The sequence below is a fragment of the Scatolibacter rhodanostii genome, assembly GCF_900197595.1.
GTDB lineage: Bacteria > Bacillota > Clostridia > Oscillospirales > Acutalibacteraceae > Scatolibacter > Scatolibacter rhodanostii.
Genome location: NZ_FZLO01000001.1, coordinates 431,224 through 448,053 on the forward strand (window position 1 = coordinate 431,224; position 16,830 = coordinate 448,053).

The window sequence follows — 16,830 nt, forward strand, 5'->3', positions numbered from 1 at the left end:
CAAATTGTTGGCATCATTATACAGTGAAAAGTATAATGATTTGTATCATTTATTTTTATATAATTAGTGAATTATTTTACGTTTTTTAGGCTAAAAGATATAAATATTTTTTATTGAAAGGTTGAAATAGGTAAAAAACCGTGATATCCTAAAATAATAAATTAAGGAAAAGGGGATAAATTTTGTTAAAATTGATGAGAAAATTAGATTCTTTTAAAACACTGACAATTATTATTTTTCTTTTAATTATGATTGCCTGCACAATTATTATCACGCTTCTAATTAACACATCAAAAACATTAGATGGGTATATTGACACAAGTTATGACCTGAAAAAAGAGAGTTACGTAAAAGAAGTGAAGAGGCAAATTAACCGTTATTCAACGACTATGCAGGTTGCTGCTCTTAATCCGACCATACGTCAAAATATTTTTAGAAATGATGTGATGCCCTCTGAAATGGTCGAACTGAGTTCAGAACTTATACCGGTTATTAATGCCACCACCTATTTGTTGGCAGATCAAGAATATATAGATCGGTACGTCTTTTATGGCGGATTACCAACGGATGGAAGATATTTTGTATCACAAAATGAAATGCAGTTGCAGCCTTGGTATCAAGATTTTATAGATCAGCAGCAATCTGAATTTCACACGTTTGTATTTGACAATGTGAACTCAAAATATAAGTTTTTTATGCTGCGAACCATTAACGATTTTAATACATATAAAACAGGAGTAAGTACAGGTACATCGAAGTGTTATGAAGCGCTTTGGATAGATGTAAATGCCTTTTTTGCGGAAAATGAATCACAGGATAAGGATGTAAGGGCCTATCCCTATTTGTTTTATGAATATACCGATAAGGACAGCGGTGCCGTTTATACTTCGAATAAACAGTATCAAGAGTATGCAGAAACAGTCTATCAAACCTACCTATCGGCCGATAAAGCTGAAGAAAAACGCTCAAAGCAAACAAATAGCCAAGCTTCTTTTAGAATAGAGGAAATAGCAGAAATGAATGCTTCTTTGGTTATTATATTTCCTGAAAATCCGTGGCCAAATTTCTTTGTGGGAAATGGGTTAGTCCTCACCATCTTAATTTTAATGGTCGTGTTTTTATTTGCGCTTTGCATGCTCTTGGTTTTTTATTTTAATTTTAGGAGAAGAATTAATTCTGTTATTAAACTGTTGGACAACTTTGATGAAGATGAGCCTCTAAAAAATTATGACAACAAGAATAGAAACGATGAAATCGGAAAAATCAAACAACATGCGGTGAAAATGCAGAATAGAATTAAAACATTGATTGAAGAGGAGTATAAAATTAAGATTCAAAATGTTTCTGCCCAGTATGAGGCACTATCAGCCAATATCAATCCGCATTTCCTTTATAATACGTTAAACTCTATTGCTGTGACGGCTACTATGGAGGGTGCACAAGACTCTAGAGAAATGATTTTAGCTTTGAGTGATTTGTTTCGATATTCCGCTGATATGTCAAAGGGGCAGGTGAAATTATCGGATGAGCTGAAAAATGTGAAAGACTATCTTTATATTCAAGAAATACGTTATAATCACAATTTTATTTTTCGGATGTCTATTGAAGAAGAGCTGATGAATGCCAAAGTTCCTAAATTAATTTTGCAGCCCATTGTAGAAAATTGTTTTAAGCATGGTTTCAGTGATAATCCTGCTACTATGGAAAAGCAAAATGAGATTATTATTTCGGCAATCCATGAAAATGAATTTCTGAAAATATATATTATGGACAACGGGAAAGGTATGGATGAAGAAAATCGAAGACGAGTAAATACAATTTTAAAAGGAGAAAAACCCTTGCAAAGTGAGGGTCAAAACACAACAGAACTAGGCATTAACAATGTAAATAAGCGAATAAAATTGCTGTATAAAGAAAAATGCGGTTTAGAAATTAGCTGCGTAGAAGAAAAATATACCTGTGTCAAATTGCAACTAATCTATGAAGAATTTAAAGGAGGATAACGGTGTACACAATATTAATTGTTGATGATGAACAGTTGGCACTTGAGGGAATTTCCTATCACGTAGGAGCCAGCGGAATTCCCTTTCACTGGATTATGGAAGCGCAAAGTGCAGAAGAAGCATTAAAAATCATAGAGACAACGCCCCCAGATATCCTTCTCACCGATATTAAGATGGGGGAAAAAACGGGATTGGATTTAATTCGGGAGGCTACCTCGCTTCACCCAGATTTAGTGACCGCAATCATCTGTGGTTATCCCGATTTTTCTTTTGCACAGGAAGCGTTGGCGCTAGGTGCATGCGGTTATTTGTTAAAACCAGTAAAGAAAGAAGAAATTAAAGATGTTTTACTTAAAGCGACTTATGAGGTGAGTGCACTTAGAGAGCGGCAAAACATAAGTAAAGATAATTATGCTTTTCGCAGAACACTTCGTGATCATCAGATTCAAGAAGCAGTTAATATGCTTATTATTGGGGGAGAACAGCAGGGGAGTTTTGAAGCGTTAGAAGAATATCTATCGCCAGTCGGGTGTTGGTATCAGATGGCAATTTTTCGTTTGCCGGTAGAAGGACTAAAATATTCTTCAAATGGTCTGGGAAAAACAGAGTTAATGAATAGTATACATCATATGATTGATGAATTGTTGGGGATGGAGGAGCGAAAGAGAGGGTTGGTCACCCAAAGCATAGAACATGAAAATGTGTTAGTGGGGATTTTTATTTCTGATAAAGAGTCACAAAGTCAAGCAGAAAAAGAACTGCAAGGATTAATAGTAAAAATACGTCAAAAAATAGAAAATATCTATCCGTTTACTCTATCGGTGAGCACTAGCGACACACATAAGACTTTGTCAGTAGGGCTATATACAGAAGCTGCATTGGCACAAGATTTGCGATTTTCTTTACCAATAAAAGCTAAAAATGAAATCTTGCAGTTTAAAGAATATAAAAATTTACCGTTTTCTTCTCATGCGGAGGACTTACAGACGTTAAGAAAATTCCTGAATACAAACGACATTAGCAGAGCGAAAGATTTAATAAAAAGTATGATGTTGAAATACAAAGAAATATCAGAGTTTGGCATTAGGCATTCCTACGCGTCTATCATTAATGCGATATCGGTTGCTTGCTATAAAAATGGAAATAGTATTTTGACAAGATTGGGTTCTGAAAGTATCAGTGGCTCTATTCTTAACACATTTGAGGATGTAGAGGGAGTTTTTAAAAACCTCCATAATATTATTGCGAATAATATAGAAAATGCTTCACCTGAGAGTGAGAGTGCCGGAGAGATTATGGTTAGAATCCGCCAATATATTGACGCTTCTTTTATGGATAATGAATTGGGGACCAATAAGCTTTCCAAAGAATTTTCTATTTCGCTGGGTTATCTTTCTGCTTCTTACAAAAAAGAACATGGAATTACGATTTCTAAATATATTATTTTTAAAAGAATGGAGTATGCGACTAAATTGCTAAAAGAAACAACCTTTTCGGTCAGTGAGATTGCAGAGACCTGCGGGTTTAATAATTTAAGCTACTTCATGCGATTATTTAAGAATACATATGCGATAACGCCATCTCAATATCGTGCTAGGTTTGAAAAGAACAAAACTGCAATTGTGTCCTAAGCGAGTGTCTAAAATTAAAAAGTGCAAATTGAGTCAGAAGATAATTTCTGGCTCAATTTTTTGTCACTAGAATAATTTTTAAAGTAAATAAAATAATGCACAAATTATATTAAAAAAATACATTGTTTTAGGGTGAAATTACATCTATAATTTTAACAAGAGATAAAAGGAGGTCATAAATTTGGTAAGGAATCCGTCAGCAGCAATATCAAAAAAGAAGGAATATGACTATGTGAATAAGAGTTTGAGAAAAAGAATATGGGAACATAAGGTGCTATATCTCTTTATTTTACCGCTCATCGTGTGGCTGCTTATATTTTGTTATCAGCCAATGTATGGGGCAACGCTGGCTTTTAAGGATTTTAAATACAATCTCGGTATAATGGGAAGTCCTTGGGTTGGGTTCAAGCATTTTGAAAAGTTCATCAATTCTCCAGAGTTTTGGATTGTAATCAAAAATACACTCATTATAAGTTTGATGAAATTAGCAATTTCTTTTCCAGCACCAATTCTATTGGCTCTGTTATTAAATGAAGTTCGCGCAGCAAAATTCAAACGAGTGATACAGACCATGAGCTATTTGCCAAATTTCGTATCATGGGTTGTCGTGGTTCAAATATTGACAGTCATTTTTTCCCCTTATGGCGGCGTCTACAATAATTTGCGCAATATGATGGGACTGGAAAGTCAATTTGTGATGGGTACGAAAGAAAGCTTCTATCCCATTGTAATTTTGTCAGATATCTGGAAAAATGCAGGTTGGAATTCGATTATTTATCTTTCTGCATTAACCAGCATCAGCGTTGAGTTATATGAAGCTGCTGAAATTGATGGGGCAGGACGATTGAAATCAACCTGGTATATCACACTCCCTGGCATAAAAGAAACCATTGGAATCATGTTCTTGTTTGCTGTTGGCAATATCTTAAATGCGGGCTATGATCAAATCTTATTATTGAAACAACCGGCCAATGTTCAGATTTCAGAGATATTAGATACTTATATTTTGAATACCGGTTTAAACTATGGTCGATTTGAATATGCAACAGCAATTGGTCTTTTTAAGTCCTTGTTTTCGATTTCACTTATGTTTATTGCCAATTTAGTTTGCAAAAAAACCATGGAAGTCAGCTTATGGTAAATGCACGATGGTTGCTAAACTAAAATAATTTGAGAATATAGCTAGTTTAGAACTTAGTTTTACATAAATGAGCACTTCAGAAATTTCTAGGAAGGTATCGATATGAAAAAAAGAACGCGGGGACAAAAGATTTTCACAGGGTTTAATTATTTGCTTTTAGGTGTATTTGGATTTATTACATTTTATCCGTTTTGGTATGTACTGGTTGCTTCATTAAATACAGGAAGAGATTTTGCAAAGGGTGGTGTGTACTTTTTACCTCGTGAATTTACTCTTCAAAATTATCAAATGGCCTTTCAAGATGAAAGAATTTTTACTTCATTAGGCATTTCGGTTTCAAAAACTCTTTTGGGAACAGTGATTAGTCTGCTGGCAGTAGCGCTTCTTGCCTATGCACTTTCCATTAAGACTTTACCGGGACGCACGGGGATAACTTTTTTCTTCTTTTTCACAACACTTTTTAGCGGCGGTATGATTCCGTATTATATGCAGCTTCGTACCTTGGGGCTTACCAATAGTTTTTGGCTCTATATCTGGCCTGCTGTCTATAGCTTTTTCAACTTGGTTTTGATGAGAAGTAATTTTAATAGTATCCCAGAAGAACTGAGAGAGTCGGCACACCTTGATGGAGCAGGAGATGTTAGAGTTTTATTCCAGATTTATTTACCGTTATCAAAACCTATTTTAGCTACACTTGCATTACTTATTGGTGTTGGGCATTGGAATGACTGGTTCACAGGTGCCTATTATCAGAGCGTGCAGCAACTAAAACCGGCTTCTACTGTTTTACAACAACTTTTGTCAGAGGCGACAGCAAACCAAACCGTAAAACTTGGGCAAGAAACCACTTTGGGTTCGATGACAAGCTATACATCTCAATCTTTGCAGATGGCTTTTGTAATGATTCTAACAATGCCAATTGTCGCAGTTTATCCATTTTTACAAAAATACTATGTTAAGGGAATGATGATCGGTTCTGTTAAGGGATGATCATTCATATAAAATTTTATTTTGGAGGAGAATATGTTAAAGAAATTACTGTCTATGAGCCTTTGTACTATTTTAGCGGTATCAGCATTATCCGGTTGTGGCACAGATACACCGGGAAGCTCTCAAGCGGAAAGCGGTGAAAAACCAGCTGCGAATGTTTCAGACGTAGAAACAAGCAGTACGTCAGACGGCAAATTTGATGATGTACGTTTGAAGATGCTTGTATGCTGGAACGGCGGTTTCCCAACAGCAAGTGATCAATACAACAATGACGTAGCTGAAAAAATTCGCGAAGAAACTGGTGTGACGGTAGAATACGAAGGCATCATGATGAGCGAAACAGAAAAGCTGAACCTGATGTTTGCTTCAGGAGATATGCCTGATATCATCAATGCTCCCTATTGGGGAGGAACAAAAGGCGAAACAGCTGTTATTAAAAAAGCGGGTGCTGAAGGACGCTTGATTGATATCAAAGATATGCTTGCAAATTACGAAAATTTGAAAGCAGCTTATGAAATTGGAACCATTGGAAGCAAATATTATGAAAATGATATCAATTATCCCGATTTTAATGGCGCTACTTACATTTTACCCCAAGAGGTAGGAGCAGGGGTAGAAAATGAAACAAACTGGGCTTATGGTGTTTTTGTGCGCGGAGATGTTCCTGAAGCTCTTGGCATTGATGAAAAACAGATTAAGACCACTGAACAACTTTATGATTTCTTAGTGAAAGCAAGAGATTATGGCTTTAAAGATGTAAACGGAAATGACTGTATCGTTGCTACTACTTATCATGAAGGCTGGGATAACTCCGGTTACTACCAGAATTTCAAGCCACACACTTTAACGGGTGATAATGGCTATTTCTTAAATGAAGATAAGAAAGTAGATTATCTTCCATTAACAGAAAACTTTGTTGACAAACATCTTTTCCTCTGGAAATTGGTCAATGAAAATATCTTAGATAAAGAAAGTTTCAAACATTCTGATGCTCAAGCAGATGAAAAAGTCGGTAACGGAACAGCTTTGTTTGCTTCTGCTCAATATGGAACAGTTATAAAATCTACACAGTTAACAGGTCTTTACAACTCAAATCCCGAGATGAGATATACTTGGGTAGGCCCGTTAAGTTTTGAAGGCGGAGAAGCTGCCACACAGTTACGTTCAGAAGGCCGAAACGGTTCTCCTGCCATTGTGTTCCCAACAACTTGCTCCAATATTGATGCAGCCTTAACCTATCTAAACTATGTGAATAGTGAAGAAGGTGCCAAACTTTGCCAATATGGCATTGAGGGTGTTACCTATGAACTGAATGACCAAAATCAACCGAGAATGAACGCTGAATGGACAGCAAAGTTTGCAGAAGATAACGAAAAGACAAAAGAAGAGCTAAGAGAATTTGGTGTCGGCTATATGTTGGGTCGTGTACTTTGTGCTGATAAGAGAATGTCTTGGTGGGGCGAAAAAGACGCTTTCCAGGCAGAAGCAGAAAATGAATTTGTGAAAGAATATAAAGAAGTAAAACCAGTCGAGCAGATTGATGGATATAGCATCGATGGCATAGTGCCAAACTTCGAACGCTATACAGAAGTAAGCGAAATTGCATGGGAAGGCACCACTGAAAAAGACTATACCGAACGTGCTTATTTTGCCGAAACAGAAGAAGAAGCCAGAAAAATTCTTGAAGACTATCAAGAATATCTTAGAACGGGTAATGGCGGAGCTTTGCCAGAACTATTAGACTGGATGACAGAGCAGCTTGGTACCAGAGACGATTTTGTATTCTAATTTTAACAAGCTACACGAAAACTTAAATTAAATGACGATGAAACCTCTAAATGCAGGAATAAACTGCACTTGGAGGTTTCTGCATTTAGTACTAAAATTGGGCATAAATCAATAAAAATAATGCATGAATATTCTCTAAATAGTTGATAGAAAAGCAAGCGAGAATCCGATACGATAAGCTTAGAATAGGCGTAGAAAAAATGAAGTGTTACAGGAGGTGGAGAGGTAATTATCTTAGTATGATTTACGAGATTCTCAACTAAACAACAAGAAAAAGTAATCTGGGTATAAGGGAAAGAGAAATGATGTTAACGGCAACCATTTTTGATATTCAGCCATTTTCAGTCTATGATGGACCCGGAATTCGCACCACGGTATTTCTAAAAGGATGTAATCTAAGATGTAAGTGGTGTCATAATCCCGAATCATGGAAAAAAGATCGGCAGCTTTTATTTTATCAAGAAAAGTGCATCAACTGCATGAAATGTTTTGAAGTTTGTCCTCAAAATGCTCATGTCGTAACAACGGATGGTCACGAGATTGATAGAAAACTTTGCAATTTGTGCGGTGCATGTACAGATGTTTGTTATGCAGGAGCACTGAAGATTTCCGGGATTAAAATGACAGTAGACGAAGTTTTTAAAAGAATCAAGGCAGAAGAAAAGTACTACCAAAACAGCGGTGGGGGTGTTACCTTCTCAGGAGGAGAGCCTCTTTTGCAAAAAGATTTTTTAAAGGAAATATTGATAAGATGTAAGAACGAGAACATTCATACCGCAGTAGATACAGCAGGCTGTGTGCCTTATTCTTATTTTGAAGAAATTACTTCTTATACAGATCTGTTTTTATATGATCTTAAAGCAGCCAGCACGCAGTTACATAAAGAACTGACAGGTTTGGGAAACGAGCCTGTTTTTGAGAACTTAAAAAAGCTCAGTGACTTAAAAAAAGAAATTATTGTAAGGGTTCCTTGCATAGGTGGCGCCAACTTACATGAGATTGAAAAAATTGCTAAGCTGTTAGAAAACATTTCGGTAAAGAAAGTAGAACTGCTAGCATATCATCGCATGGGAGAAGCAAAATCGGCAGCGCTATCGCAAGAAAAGGTAACTTTTTCTACGCCAACGAAAGAGGAAATGATTGCGCTCAAGCAAAAATTTTTGTACCTTGGCATTCCGATAGAATATCAGGAGTAGTTAAGCGTAACAACCACCGGATAAATCATAATTTAGATAAAGGGAGGAAACATTGGAATCAGTAACAGCAGATTTCAATGGCAAATGAGAAATGAATGATATGAGCAGAAATACCAATATGTCAGAAGAATATAGACAAAAAATCCAGTCCATGCATGATGAAAAGCTGGCACAAAACAAGATAAAATTAAAGGCCTTTGGCGGTTCGTATGATACGGACGACCACGGTTTTATCTATGACGAATCATTCAAGTTTGTTCCACAATACCCAGAAAATAAAGACTATCTCTGCGGCAGTAAGAACATAGGAGAAAATCTGGGGCGATTTCTAAAAGAAATGCCAGCTTATATCTATAAAGATAGCGCATTAGCTGGGGGTTGGTATGGGCGTTTTCAGCATTTTGCTAAGATTGAAATGCCCCAAGAGGTAGTCCCTGAAAAAATTCGTGATACCCAAAGAAGGTATCATATGTGGGCAAATGGAATTGGTGGCATGAATCATATGGGCCCGGATATCAATGTCGGGCTTCAGCTAGGACTTTCAGGACTAATGGAGAAAATCAGATATTATCGAGCCTTTAATAATCCTGAAAATACAGACTTCTATGATGGTGAGGAAGCTGTCGTGCAGGGCATGATAGATTATATGCAGAATCTTGTACAAGAAGCTACAAGACTTAGTCAGCAAGAAAAAAATCCTTACTATAAAGAAAACTATAATACGCTCAGCGAGATTTGTCAGAAGCTAATTTGTGAAAAACCACAGACTTTTCGTGAAGCCTGCCAGTTTATTGCACTTTTTCAAAGTGTAGACAGAACTTATTTTTTAGGAGGAGCATTAGGCCAGTTAGATGAAATTTTACGGCCTTATTATGAAAGAGATATAGCAAATGGATTGCTCACAGATGAAGAAGCAGTTTGGATTTTAGCAAGTCTATTTTATAATGACACGCACTATTCTCAAATCGGGGGAAGACTGCCAGATGGAAGCCGCGACTTGACAAGCAGAGTTTCATTTTTAATTCTTGAAGCGGCGCATTTGTTGGCGATTCCTTATAATCTAGCAGTCCGTGTTTATGAGGGCATGGACGAAAGTCTGATGAGAAAATCATTGTCGTATATCTTAGAATGTGGTAGTGGTCCTTGCTATTCACTTTCAAAAGGTATTGAGGAGGGGTTCATCAAGCAAGGACACCCAGCTGAACTTGCCAGAATGCGTGCGAAAGTGGGATGCAATTGGGTTGCTTTGCCTGGAATTGAATATCCCCTGCAAGATGTCACAAGAGTAAATATGGCATGGGCGTTTGTAATTGCTATGCAAGATGTGCAAAAGGAAGAAAGCCCAAGCCTAGACTTGCTATGGGAGCGCTTTGTCTATCATCTAAAAAATATGATTGATTGCATTAAAGAAGGCTATGACGTACATTACGAAAATGTTTCTCAATATACACCGGAGATAGTTCTGAACTTATTTTGTCATGGACCAATTGAGCGTGGACTAAATGCAGCACAAGGCGGAGTGGATATATTAAATCTAAATATAGACGGCGTAGCTTTAGCAACAGTGGCAGACTCTTTTGCGGCTATCCATCAAAGAGTGGTTCAAGAAGAGAAGTTAAGTTGGAAAGAGCTTTTTGAAGCGCTTGACAATGACTTTGAGGGAGAAGAAAACATTAGGCTTATGCTCAAGAATATTCCTCGATTTGGTAGCCCTGATTCGCTTTCAAAGGATTGGGCAGAGAAAATTAGTGCGGCCTATACAGATTTAGTGATTTCTTCACCAACGCCGAAACATCATTTAAAAGTTATTCCGGGATTGTTCTCTCATGGGGATATTTATAGACACGGAGAGGATTTGCCCGCAACACCAAATGGCAGAAAAGCAGGCGAAGCAATCTCTCATTCATCTGAACCAGACCCCGGGTTTGCCAGTGGAATTACTAGTTTTTCACCGACACTGAAAGCAACCGCAGTTGCAGAAGTTCAGCCCGGTTATGGCAACTCAGCACCTCTGCATTTGGATATTGACACAAAAATGCTTTCAGGCGAGCAAGGAGTCGAAATTCTTTGTGCATTAATCCATGCGCATGAACAAATGGGTGGCACACTCATTAACTTGAACTGTTTGTCAAAAGAAAGACTCCTTAGAGCGCATAAAGATCCAGAATCAGAACCTGATTTAGTTGTGCGTGTAACAGGGTATTCAGCATTTTTTGCTTCTCTTTCTAAAGAATATAGGCAGCAGGTTGTGGATCGTTATTTGACGGTTAAATAGAGTAGATAATAGTTCAGCAATGATTAGCATTGTTGGAAATTTGGATATATTTTTGATTTGTTTATTTAGAAGGAATAACAAACAAGAATATGTGTGCAATAAAATGGGGGAGATTAATTTAAGGGGCTAATGTCTGTGTGTTTGCAGATATTAGCCCCTTAAAAATTTTGTTTTATCAAATCGACAGCGGTTAAAAAATATGATAAAATAAAAAGAATACTGCATCTAAAGAAGAGGAACTGGGTAAAATGGAGCATAAACTGACAATAGGTATTCTGGCACATGTTGATGCAGGCAAGACAACTCTGTCAGAGGCGTTGCTTTATACAAGTGGAAAAATTGGGAAACCAGGGCGTGTAGATAATCAAAATGCTTATTTGGATACGGAACAGCTTGAAAAACAACGAGGAATCACAATTTTTTCTAAACAGGCTGTCTTTGAATGGAAAGACAAGCAAGTCACTTTGCTGGATACTCCCGGTCATATCGACTTTTCAGCCGAAATGGAGCGTACACTTAGTGTCCTTGACTATGCTGTGCTTGTGATTAGCGCAGCAGATGGCGTACAAGAACATACTAGAACCGTTTGGCGACTTTTGAAATCTCATGGTGTTCCTGTGTTTTTATTTGTCAATAAAATGGATCAAGCGGGTGTTTCAAAAGAGCTTGTTTTTAAAGAAATGATACAGAAATTATCTGAAAATATAGTGGATTTTACAGTAGAAAACAATGACAATTTTTTTGAACAACTAGCACTTTGTGACGAAGAATTATTAAAACTGTACCTAACCAGCGGGAATATCACGGAAAAAAGCATTGCGAAGTCGATTCAAAAACGTAAAGTTTTTCCTTGCTTTTTTGGTTCTGCATTAAAGTTAACTGGTATACAAGAGTTTATGGAAGCTCTTTCTCGCTACACGCACGTGACCGCCTATCCAAACGATTTTGGGGCCAAAGTGTTTAAAATCACACGGGATGAACAAGGAAATCGTCTAACGCATATGAAAATTACCGGAGGAATTCTGAAAGTTAAAGACAGTTTAACTTTTGATTCGCTGTCTGAAAAGGTGAATCAAATTCGCATTTATTCGGGGCAAAGATATGAAACAGTCGGCGAGGTTAGCGCTGGCACCATATGCGCTGTGACAGGTTTGACAGAAAGTCAGGCCGGCATAGGAATTGGCAAAGAAAAAAGTGTGCTATTTCCGGCACCTGTGCTAGAACCGGTCCTTTCTTATCGAATTTTTCTGCCTGAAAACTGTGATCCCGCTGTTATCATGCCAAAACTTCGTCAGCTTGAAGAAGAAGAACCAGCGCTTCACCTCATTTGGGACGAGCAGCTTCATGAGATTCAAGCGCAGCTGATGGGAGAAGTGCAAACGGAGATTTTAAAGAGCTTGATTTTAGAGCGATTTGGCGTAGTGGTATCTTTTGGGGAGGGAAACATCGTTTATAAAGAAACGATTCAAAATAAAGTTGAAGGAGTAGGACACTTTGAGCCGTTGCGCCATTATGCAGAGGTGCATTTGATTATAGAACCCGCTGTGCAAGGCAGTGGCCTGCTATTTGAAAGTCAATGCAGTGAAGATTTATTGGCAAAAAACTGGCAAAGGCTAGTGATGACACATTTAAAAGAAAAGAGCCATAAGGGTGTTTTAGCAGGATTTCCGATTACTGACATGAAAATTATATTGGCAAGTGGTAGAGCTCATAATAAACATACCGAGGGCGGTGACTTTCGAGAGGCAACCTATCGTGCCGTTCGTCAAGGCTTAAAGTCGGCAAAATCTGTGCTGCTAGAGCCGTATTATGCGTTTGAATTAGATATTCCCGAGAACAATCTAGGCAGAGCAATCAGTGATATTGAAAAGCTTCATGGCACTTTTGAAATATCGCATACCCGCGATAATAGAGTTGTTATTACCGGAAAAGCGCCTGTTTCCACTATGCGCAACTATAATCAAGAGGTAATCGCTTATACAAGAGGACAAGGGAGATTGTTTTGCAATTTGTCAGGGTATGAGCCTTGCCATAATGAGCAAGAAGTCGTTGGCGAAATAGGATATGACTCTGAACGAGATTTGGAGAATCCTACAGGCTCAATTTTTTGTGCCCATGGCGCCGGTTATTTTGTGGAATGGAATCATGTACAGGAACATATGCACCTTGCAAGCAGTTTGGCGATAGAAAAGGCGGCAGAAAGCCAAATAGAAACCGATATTAGCAATGATTCTGAAAAATGGATAAGTCCTGAAGAGATTCAAGCAATATTGCAGAAAAGCGTCTATGCCAATAAGGGCAAGAAATCCGTGTGGAAAAATAATTCATCACAGGTTCAAGAATATCCTCGATTTCAAGGTGCAAAAACGCCTAAGATAAAGAAGAAAAAATATTTATTAGTTGATGGCTACAATATTATTCATGCTTGGCCGGAACTCTATGAATTGCTGGAAAGTGGAAACATGGAAGGAGCACGCATGAAGTTGTTGGATATACTGGGAAATTACCAATCTATCTCACAGCAAACAATTATATTGGTCTTCGACGCCTATAGAGTACAAAATCATCAAGAAGAATCTTTTAAACACGCAGGTGTAGTGGTGGTATATACCAAAGAGGCTCAAACAGCCGACCAGTATATTGAAAAATTTGCCTACGACCATCAAAAAGATTACCACATCACAGTGGCAACGTCTGATGGGTTACAGCAAATTATTACAAGAGGAGCAGGATGTGAATTGCTCTCTGCCCGTGGCCTAAAAGCAGAAATTGATAGCGCAACGATTCAAATGCGGGAAGATTATGAGAAAATTAAAACCATTGAGCGAAATTTTTTGGGTGATTTCATTTCTGAACAAGAAAAAGAATCTATTAAGCAGTGGCTTGAAGAATAAATGATTTGAGAAATTTAAAAAAGCCGATATGTCTTCTTTAATCAAGGAAGATATATCGGCTTTTTTATAGTTAAAGACATTATGAGATTAGTGGATCAAGCTTTGATTTTTGGCGTTTTCTTCATAAGCAATATGCCAAAAATGAGAAGAACAGGGAATAGGATACCTGACAAAATCCCGGTTTTAAGGTTGTTGTTTGCAGCGCTTGAAACAAAACCAACAAGAGTAGGGCCTACCGAACAACCTAAATCACCCGCCAGTGCAAGAAAAGCAAACATTGCAGTTCCGCCACCTTTTATAGAGGCGGAGGCAATACTGAAAGAACCGGGCCATAAAATACCCACAGACAAACCGCAAATTCCACATCCGATAAGGCCTAGAATAGGTAGAGGGGATAAGGAAATGACTAAATAAGAAAACACACAGAGAATAGAACTGTAAACCATGAATTTCTCTAGATTGATTTTTTCCCCGTATTTGCCATAAATGAGCCTAGCTAAACCCATCATAACCGCAAAAAACATAGGTCCAGCTAAATCGCCCACAGTTTTAGTAACTTGCAATCCTTGTTCTGCAAAGGTAGAGGCCCATTGGCTAACAGCCTGTTCGCTCGCGCCGGCGCAAACCATTAAAAGCATTAATATCCAGAAAATTTTATTTTGGATAAGAGCTTTAATAGTGAAAGTAGCTTCGTTTTCATCTACCAAAGAAGCAATAGGTACTTTAGTAAAGATAAAAGTATTGATAATGGGAATTGATGCCCATAATAGTGCCAGTATTTTCCAGTTAACAATACCAAATAGCGAGAAATAAATCGTTGAAATCAAAACGACGCCAACTTGTCCCCAGCAATAAAAAGAATGCAGTAGGCTCATGGTTTTTTCTTTGTTGTCACTTGGGCAGGCCTCTACCGTAGGGCTAATCAGTACTTCCAATAAGCCTCCACCTGCAGCATAGACCATAACAGCAACTAATAGACCTACAAATGGATCGGCAAATAATTCCGGTAAAAAAGTTAAAGAGATTAGACCTATGGCAGATAAGATATGAGCCATTACAAGGGCAGGACGATACCCGATTTTATCAATGAATCCAGCAGAAATGAAATCTACAACAAGTTGTAAACCAAAATTAAGGGTAATTAGCATGGTGATTTTAGTCAGAGGAATATCATAAGTCTTTTGGAAGGTTAAGAAAAGGAGAGGAGCAAAGTTGTTAACAATTGCTTGCACAATATAACCTGTAAAACAGGCGTATATTGTTTTTTGGTAATTAGGTTTCATCAAGAGCCTCCGTGGTTGCATTGAGCAAGTGTAGTTTATGCTGTAGTCATTAAAAAGGTGAGAATATTCTATTATGTTATCAGAAATTATATCTGCAGATAGAAAAAGCCCTGATAAACACAATGTTCATCAGGGCTTCTAAATATTGGCTGGGCCGGTGGGATTCGAACACACGCGTGATGGAGTCAAAGTCCATTGCCTTACCGCTTGGCTACGGCCCATTATTTAAGCACGAAGCAAAGACCTCGTGCTTTTTTTAAAAGTGGGGTGGAAGATGGGATTCGAACCCACGATCTCCAGTGCCACAAACTGGCGCTTTAACCGACTAAGCTACATCCACCATATTTTGTCACTCGTTTAAGCGACTTACACAGTATAGCAAAAAAAACCTTTTTTGGCAAGTCCTTTTTTTGATTTTTTGGTAAAAATATTGTGGAAGAAAAAAGAGGTATTTTGTGCAAACATCTGAAAACATACTATATAATTGCCTTTTTAGTGAAAAATATACGCTTAAACAGCAGAAAAGCAATAACACTTTTTTATAAAGAATAAAAACCAGAACAAAGGCTTTTGTATCTTAAGCGCTTGTTCTGATTTTAAACTCATTACTAAATTTTTGCAAATGATTCTGTGAAATCAGTAAAAATTTCTTTTTCGCATTCAGGAGGAGAGTATGTAAATTTGTCAATATGCTGGTCAAGGAAAAAATATTGAGGCATATGAGGTTTTTGTGTCTCCGCTTCAAGCGTTTCAATGATAATCAATTTAATTTTCATTTTAGAGGGTAAAATACTTTTAATAAAAACAGTAGCTCTTTGACCAGGTACTACACCTGCTTTAAGTTCAGCTAACCCAGCTAGGTTAGGGGTCAATTCTACAAAAATGCCATAGCTTTCGACACTTCTTACGATACCAGAGACGGTTTCTCCTGCTGAGAAATGTTCCGCGTTTTCTTTCCATGTGCCAAGCAGTTCTTTATGGGAAAGAGTAATTCTTCCTTTTTCAGAAGATTTTACAATAGCTTTAAAATACATTCCGGGTAAAAAACGCTCGCTTGGATGTTCAATGCGAGACACAGAGATGGAATCAATGGGCAAAAGAGCAACAATGCCGCAGCCAATGTCGGCAAATACACCAAAAGCTTCTAAATGAGTTACTTTTGCATCAATGACATCACCCAGTGCAAGTTGAGAGATGTATTCATCTTTGCATTTCTGCTGTACTTCACGGCGAGAGAGAATGGCCATTGCTTCGCCTTTTTCTGTACGTATAAATTCCTTAATGACAAAGCATACTGGATGGTTTACACGAGATAAAATAGCAATATCCCTCATGGTACCTTCTTTAATCCCTAATGCGCCCTCTTCTCGGGGAATAATACCTTTCATGCACAATAAATCCACCACTAAATTGTGTTTGCTGTCACACATAACCGCACGAGCTTCTAAGATTTTACCAGACTGACAAGCATCGGCAAGGTTTGCCTCAGAAATGAAAGCGTTTTGGTTTTCAGGGGTGTCGATTAGTCTTCCTTCCGGATAGAAGTTCATTTTTCTACCTCCTTGTTATTATCCCAAAAATTGATTTTGGCTAGACCTTTTTATATCCCAAATATATGAACAAAAGATA

At 37.6% G+C, this 16,830-nt stretch carries 10 protein-coding genes and 2 tRNA genes; 8 read left to right on the forward strand and 4 right to left on the reverse strand.

Going from position 1 to position 16,830, the window contains the following annotated elements:
• Positions 1 to 182 precede the first annotated feature (182 nt).
• From CS931_RS02005 to CS931_RS02040, 8 genes are all read left to right on the forward strand, one after another.
• Entirely contained in the window at positions 183 to 2,003 is a 1,821-nt protein-coding gene (locus tag CS931_RS02005) for a sensor histidine kinase (protein WP_099204085.1), read from the forward strand.
• A gap of 2 nt (positions 2,004 to 2,005) precedes the next feature.
• On the forward strand, positions 2,006 to 3,634 hold the full coding sequence (locus CS931_RS02010; protein WP_099204086.1) for a response regulator transcription factor: 1,629 nt from the start codon (positions 2,006 to 2,008) through the stop codon (positions 3,632 to 3,634).
• Between the two features lie 181 nt (positions 3,635 to 3,815).
• The gene (locus CS931_RS02015; RefSeq protein WP_099204087.1) at positions 3,816 to 4,775 is read left to right on the forward strand and encodes an ABC transporter permease; all 960 of its coding nucleotides are present in this window, start codon (positions 3,816 to 3,818) and stop codon (positions 4,773 to 4,775) included.
• 102 nt (positions 4,776 to 4,877) lie between these two features.
• The gene (locus tag CS931_RS02020) at positions 4,878 to 5,765 is read left to right on the forward strand and encodes a carbohydrate ABC transporter permease (protein ID WP_099204088.1); all 888 of its coding nucleotides are present in this window, start codon (positions 4,878 to 4,880) and stop codon (positions 5,763 to 5,765) included.
• A 33-nt stretch (positions 5,766 to 5,798) separates the two neighbouring features.
• Positions 5,799 to 7,553, forward strand: coding sequence for an extracellular solute-binding protein (locus CS931_RS02025; protein ID WP_099204089.1), 1,755 nt, complete (start codon positions 5,799 to 5,801; stop codon positions 7,551 to 7,553).
• A gap of 302 nt (positions 7,554 to 7,855) precedes the next feature.
• Entirely contained in the window at positions 7,856 to 8,749 is an 894-nt protein-coding gene (locus tag CS931_RS02030) for a glycyl-radical enzyme activating protein (RefSeq protein WP_200814927.1), read from the forward strand.
• Positions 8,750 to 8,849: 100 nt separating this feature from the next.
• Positions 8,850 to 11,024: a pyruvate formate lyase family protein gene (locus tag CS931_RS02035; RefSeq protein ID WP_099204090.1), complete on the forward strand. Its 2,175-nt coding sequence runs from the start codon at positions 8,850 to 8,852 to the stop codon at positions 11,022 to 11,024.
• A gap of 248 nt (positions 11,025 to 11,272) precedes the next feature.
• Positions 11,273 to 13,918 carry a translation factor GTPase family protein gene (locus CS931_RS02040; RefSeq protein ID WP_099204091.1) on the forward strand — a complete coding sequence of 882 codons (2,646 nt, stop codon included), beginning with the start codon at positions 11,273 to 11,275 and terminating at the stop codon, positions 13,916 to 13,918.
• A gap of 95 nt (positions 13,919 to 14,013) precedes the next feature.
• Here CS931_RS02040 and CS931_RS02045 read toward each other — a convergent pair whose 3' ends face one another.
• The 4 genes from CS931_RS02045 to CS931_RS02060 all read right to left on the reverse strand — a co-directional run bounded on the left by CS931_RS02045 (position 14,014) and on the right by CS931_RS02060 (position 16,751).
• Positions 14,014 to 15,201, reverse strand: a complete 1,188-nt coding sequence (locus tag CS931_RS02045) for an MFS transporter (protein WP_099204092.1) — start codon at positions 15,199 to 15,201, stop codon at positions 14,014 to 14,016.
• 146 nt (positions 15,202 to 15,347) lie between these two features.
• A tRNA-Gln gene (locus tag CS931_RS02050) sits at positions 15,348 to 15,422 on the reverse strand.
• A gap of 42 nt (positions 15,423 to 15,464) precedes the next feature.
• Positions 15,465 to 15,541 (reverse strand) — tRNA-His (locus CS931_RS02055).
• 268 nt (positions 15,542 to 15,809) lie between these two features.
• Complete coding sequence (locus tag CS931_RS02060) at positions 15,810 to 16,751, reverse strand: S1 RNA-binding domain-containing protein (protein ID WP_099204093.1); 942 nt, start codon at positions 16,749 to 16,751, stop codon at positions 15,810 to 15,812.
• Positions 16,752 to 16,830 lie beyond the last annotated feature (79 nt).

Excerpts from the sequence above, each read along its gene's own strand:
- CS931_RS02045 (WP_099204092.1), bottom strand. The coding sequence starts at position 15,201 with ATGAAACCTAATTACCAAAAAACAATATACGCCTGTTTTACAGGTTAT.
- CS931_RS02035 (WP_099204090.1), top strand. The coding sequence starts at position 8,850 with ATGAGCAGAAATACCAATATGTCAGAAGAATATAGACAAAAAATCCAG.
- CS931_RS02025 (WP_099204089.1), top strand. The coding sequence starts at position 5,799 with ATGTTAAAGAAATTACTGTCTATGAGCCTTTGTACTATTTTAGCGGTA.
- CS931_RS02040 (WP_099204091.1), top strand. The coding sequence starts at position 11,273 with ATGGAGCATAAACTGACAATAGGTATTCTGGCACATGTTGATGCAGGC.
- CS931_RS02060 (WP_099204093.1), bottom strand. The coding sequence starts at position 16,751 with ATGAACTTCTATCCGGAAGGAAGACTAATCGACACCCCTGAAAACCAA.
- CS931_RS02020 (WP_099204088.1), top strand. The coding sequence starts at position 4,878 with ATGAAAAAAAGAACGCGGGGACAAAAGATTTTCACAGGGTTTAATTAT.
- CS931_RS02030 (WP_200814927.1), top strand. The coding sequence starts at position 7,856 with ATGATGTTAACGGCAACCATTTTTGATATTCAGCCATTTTCAGTCTAT.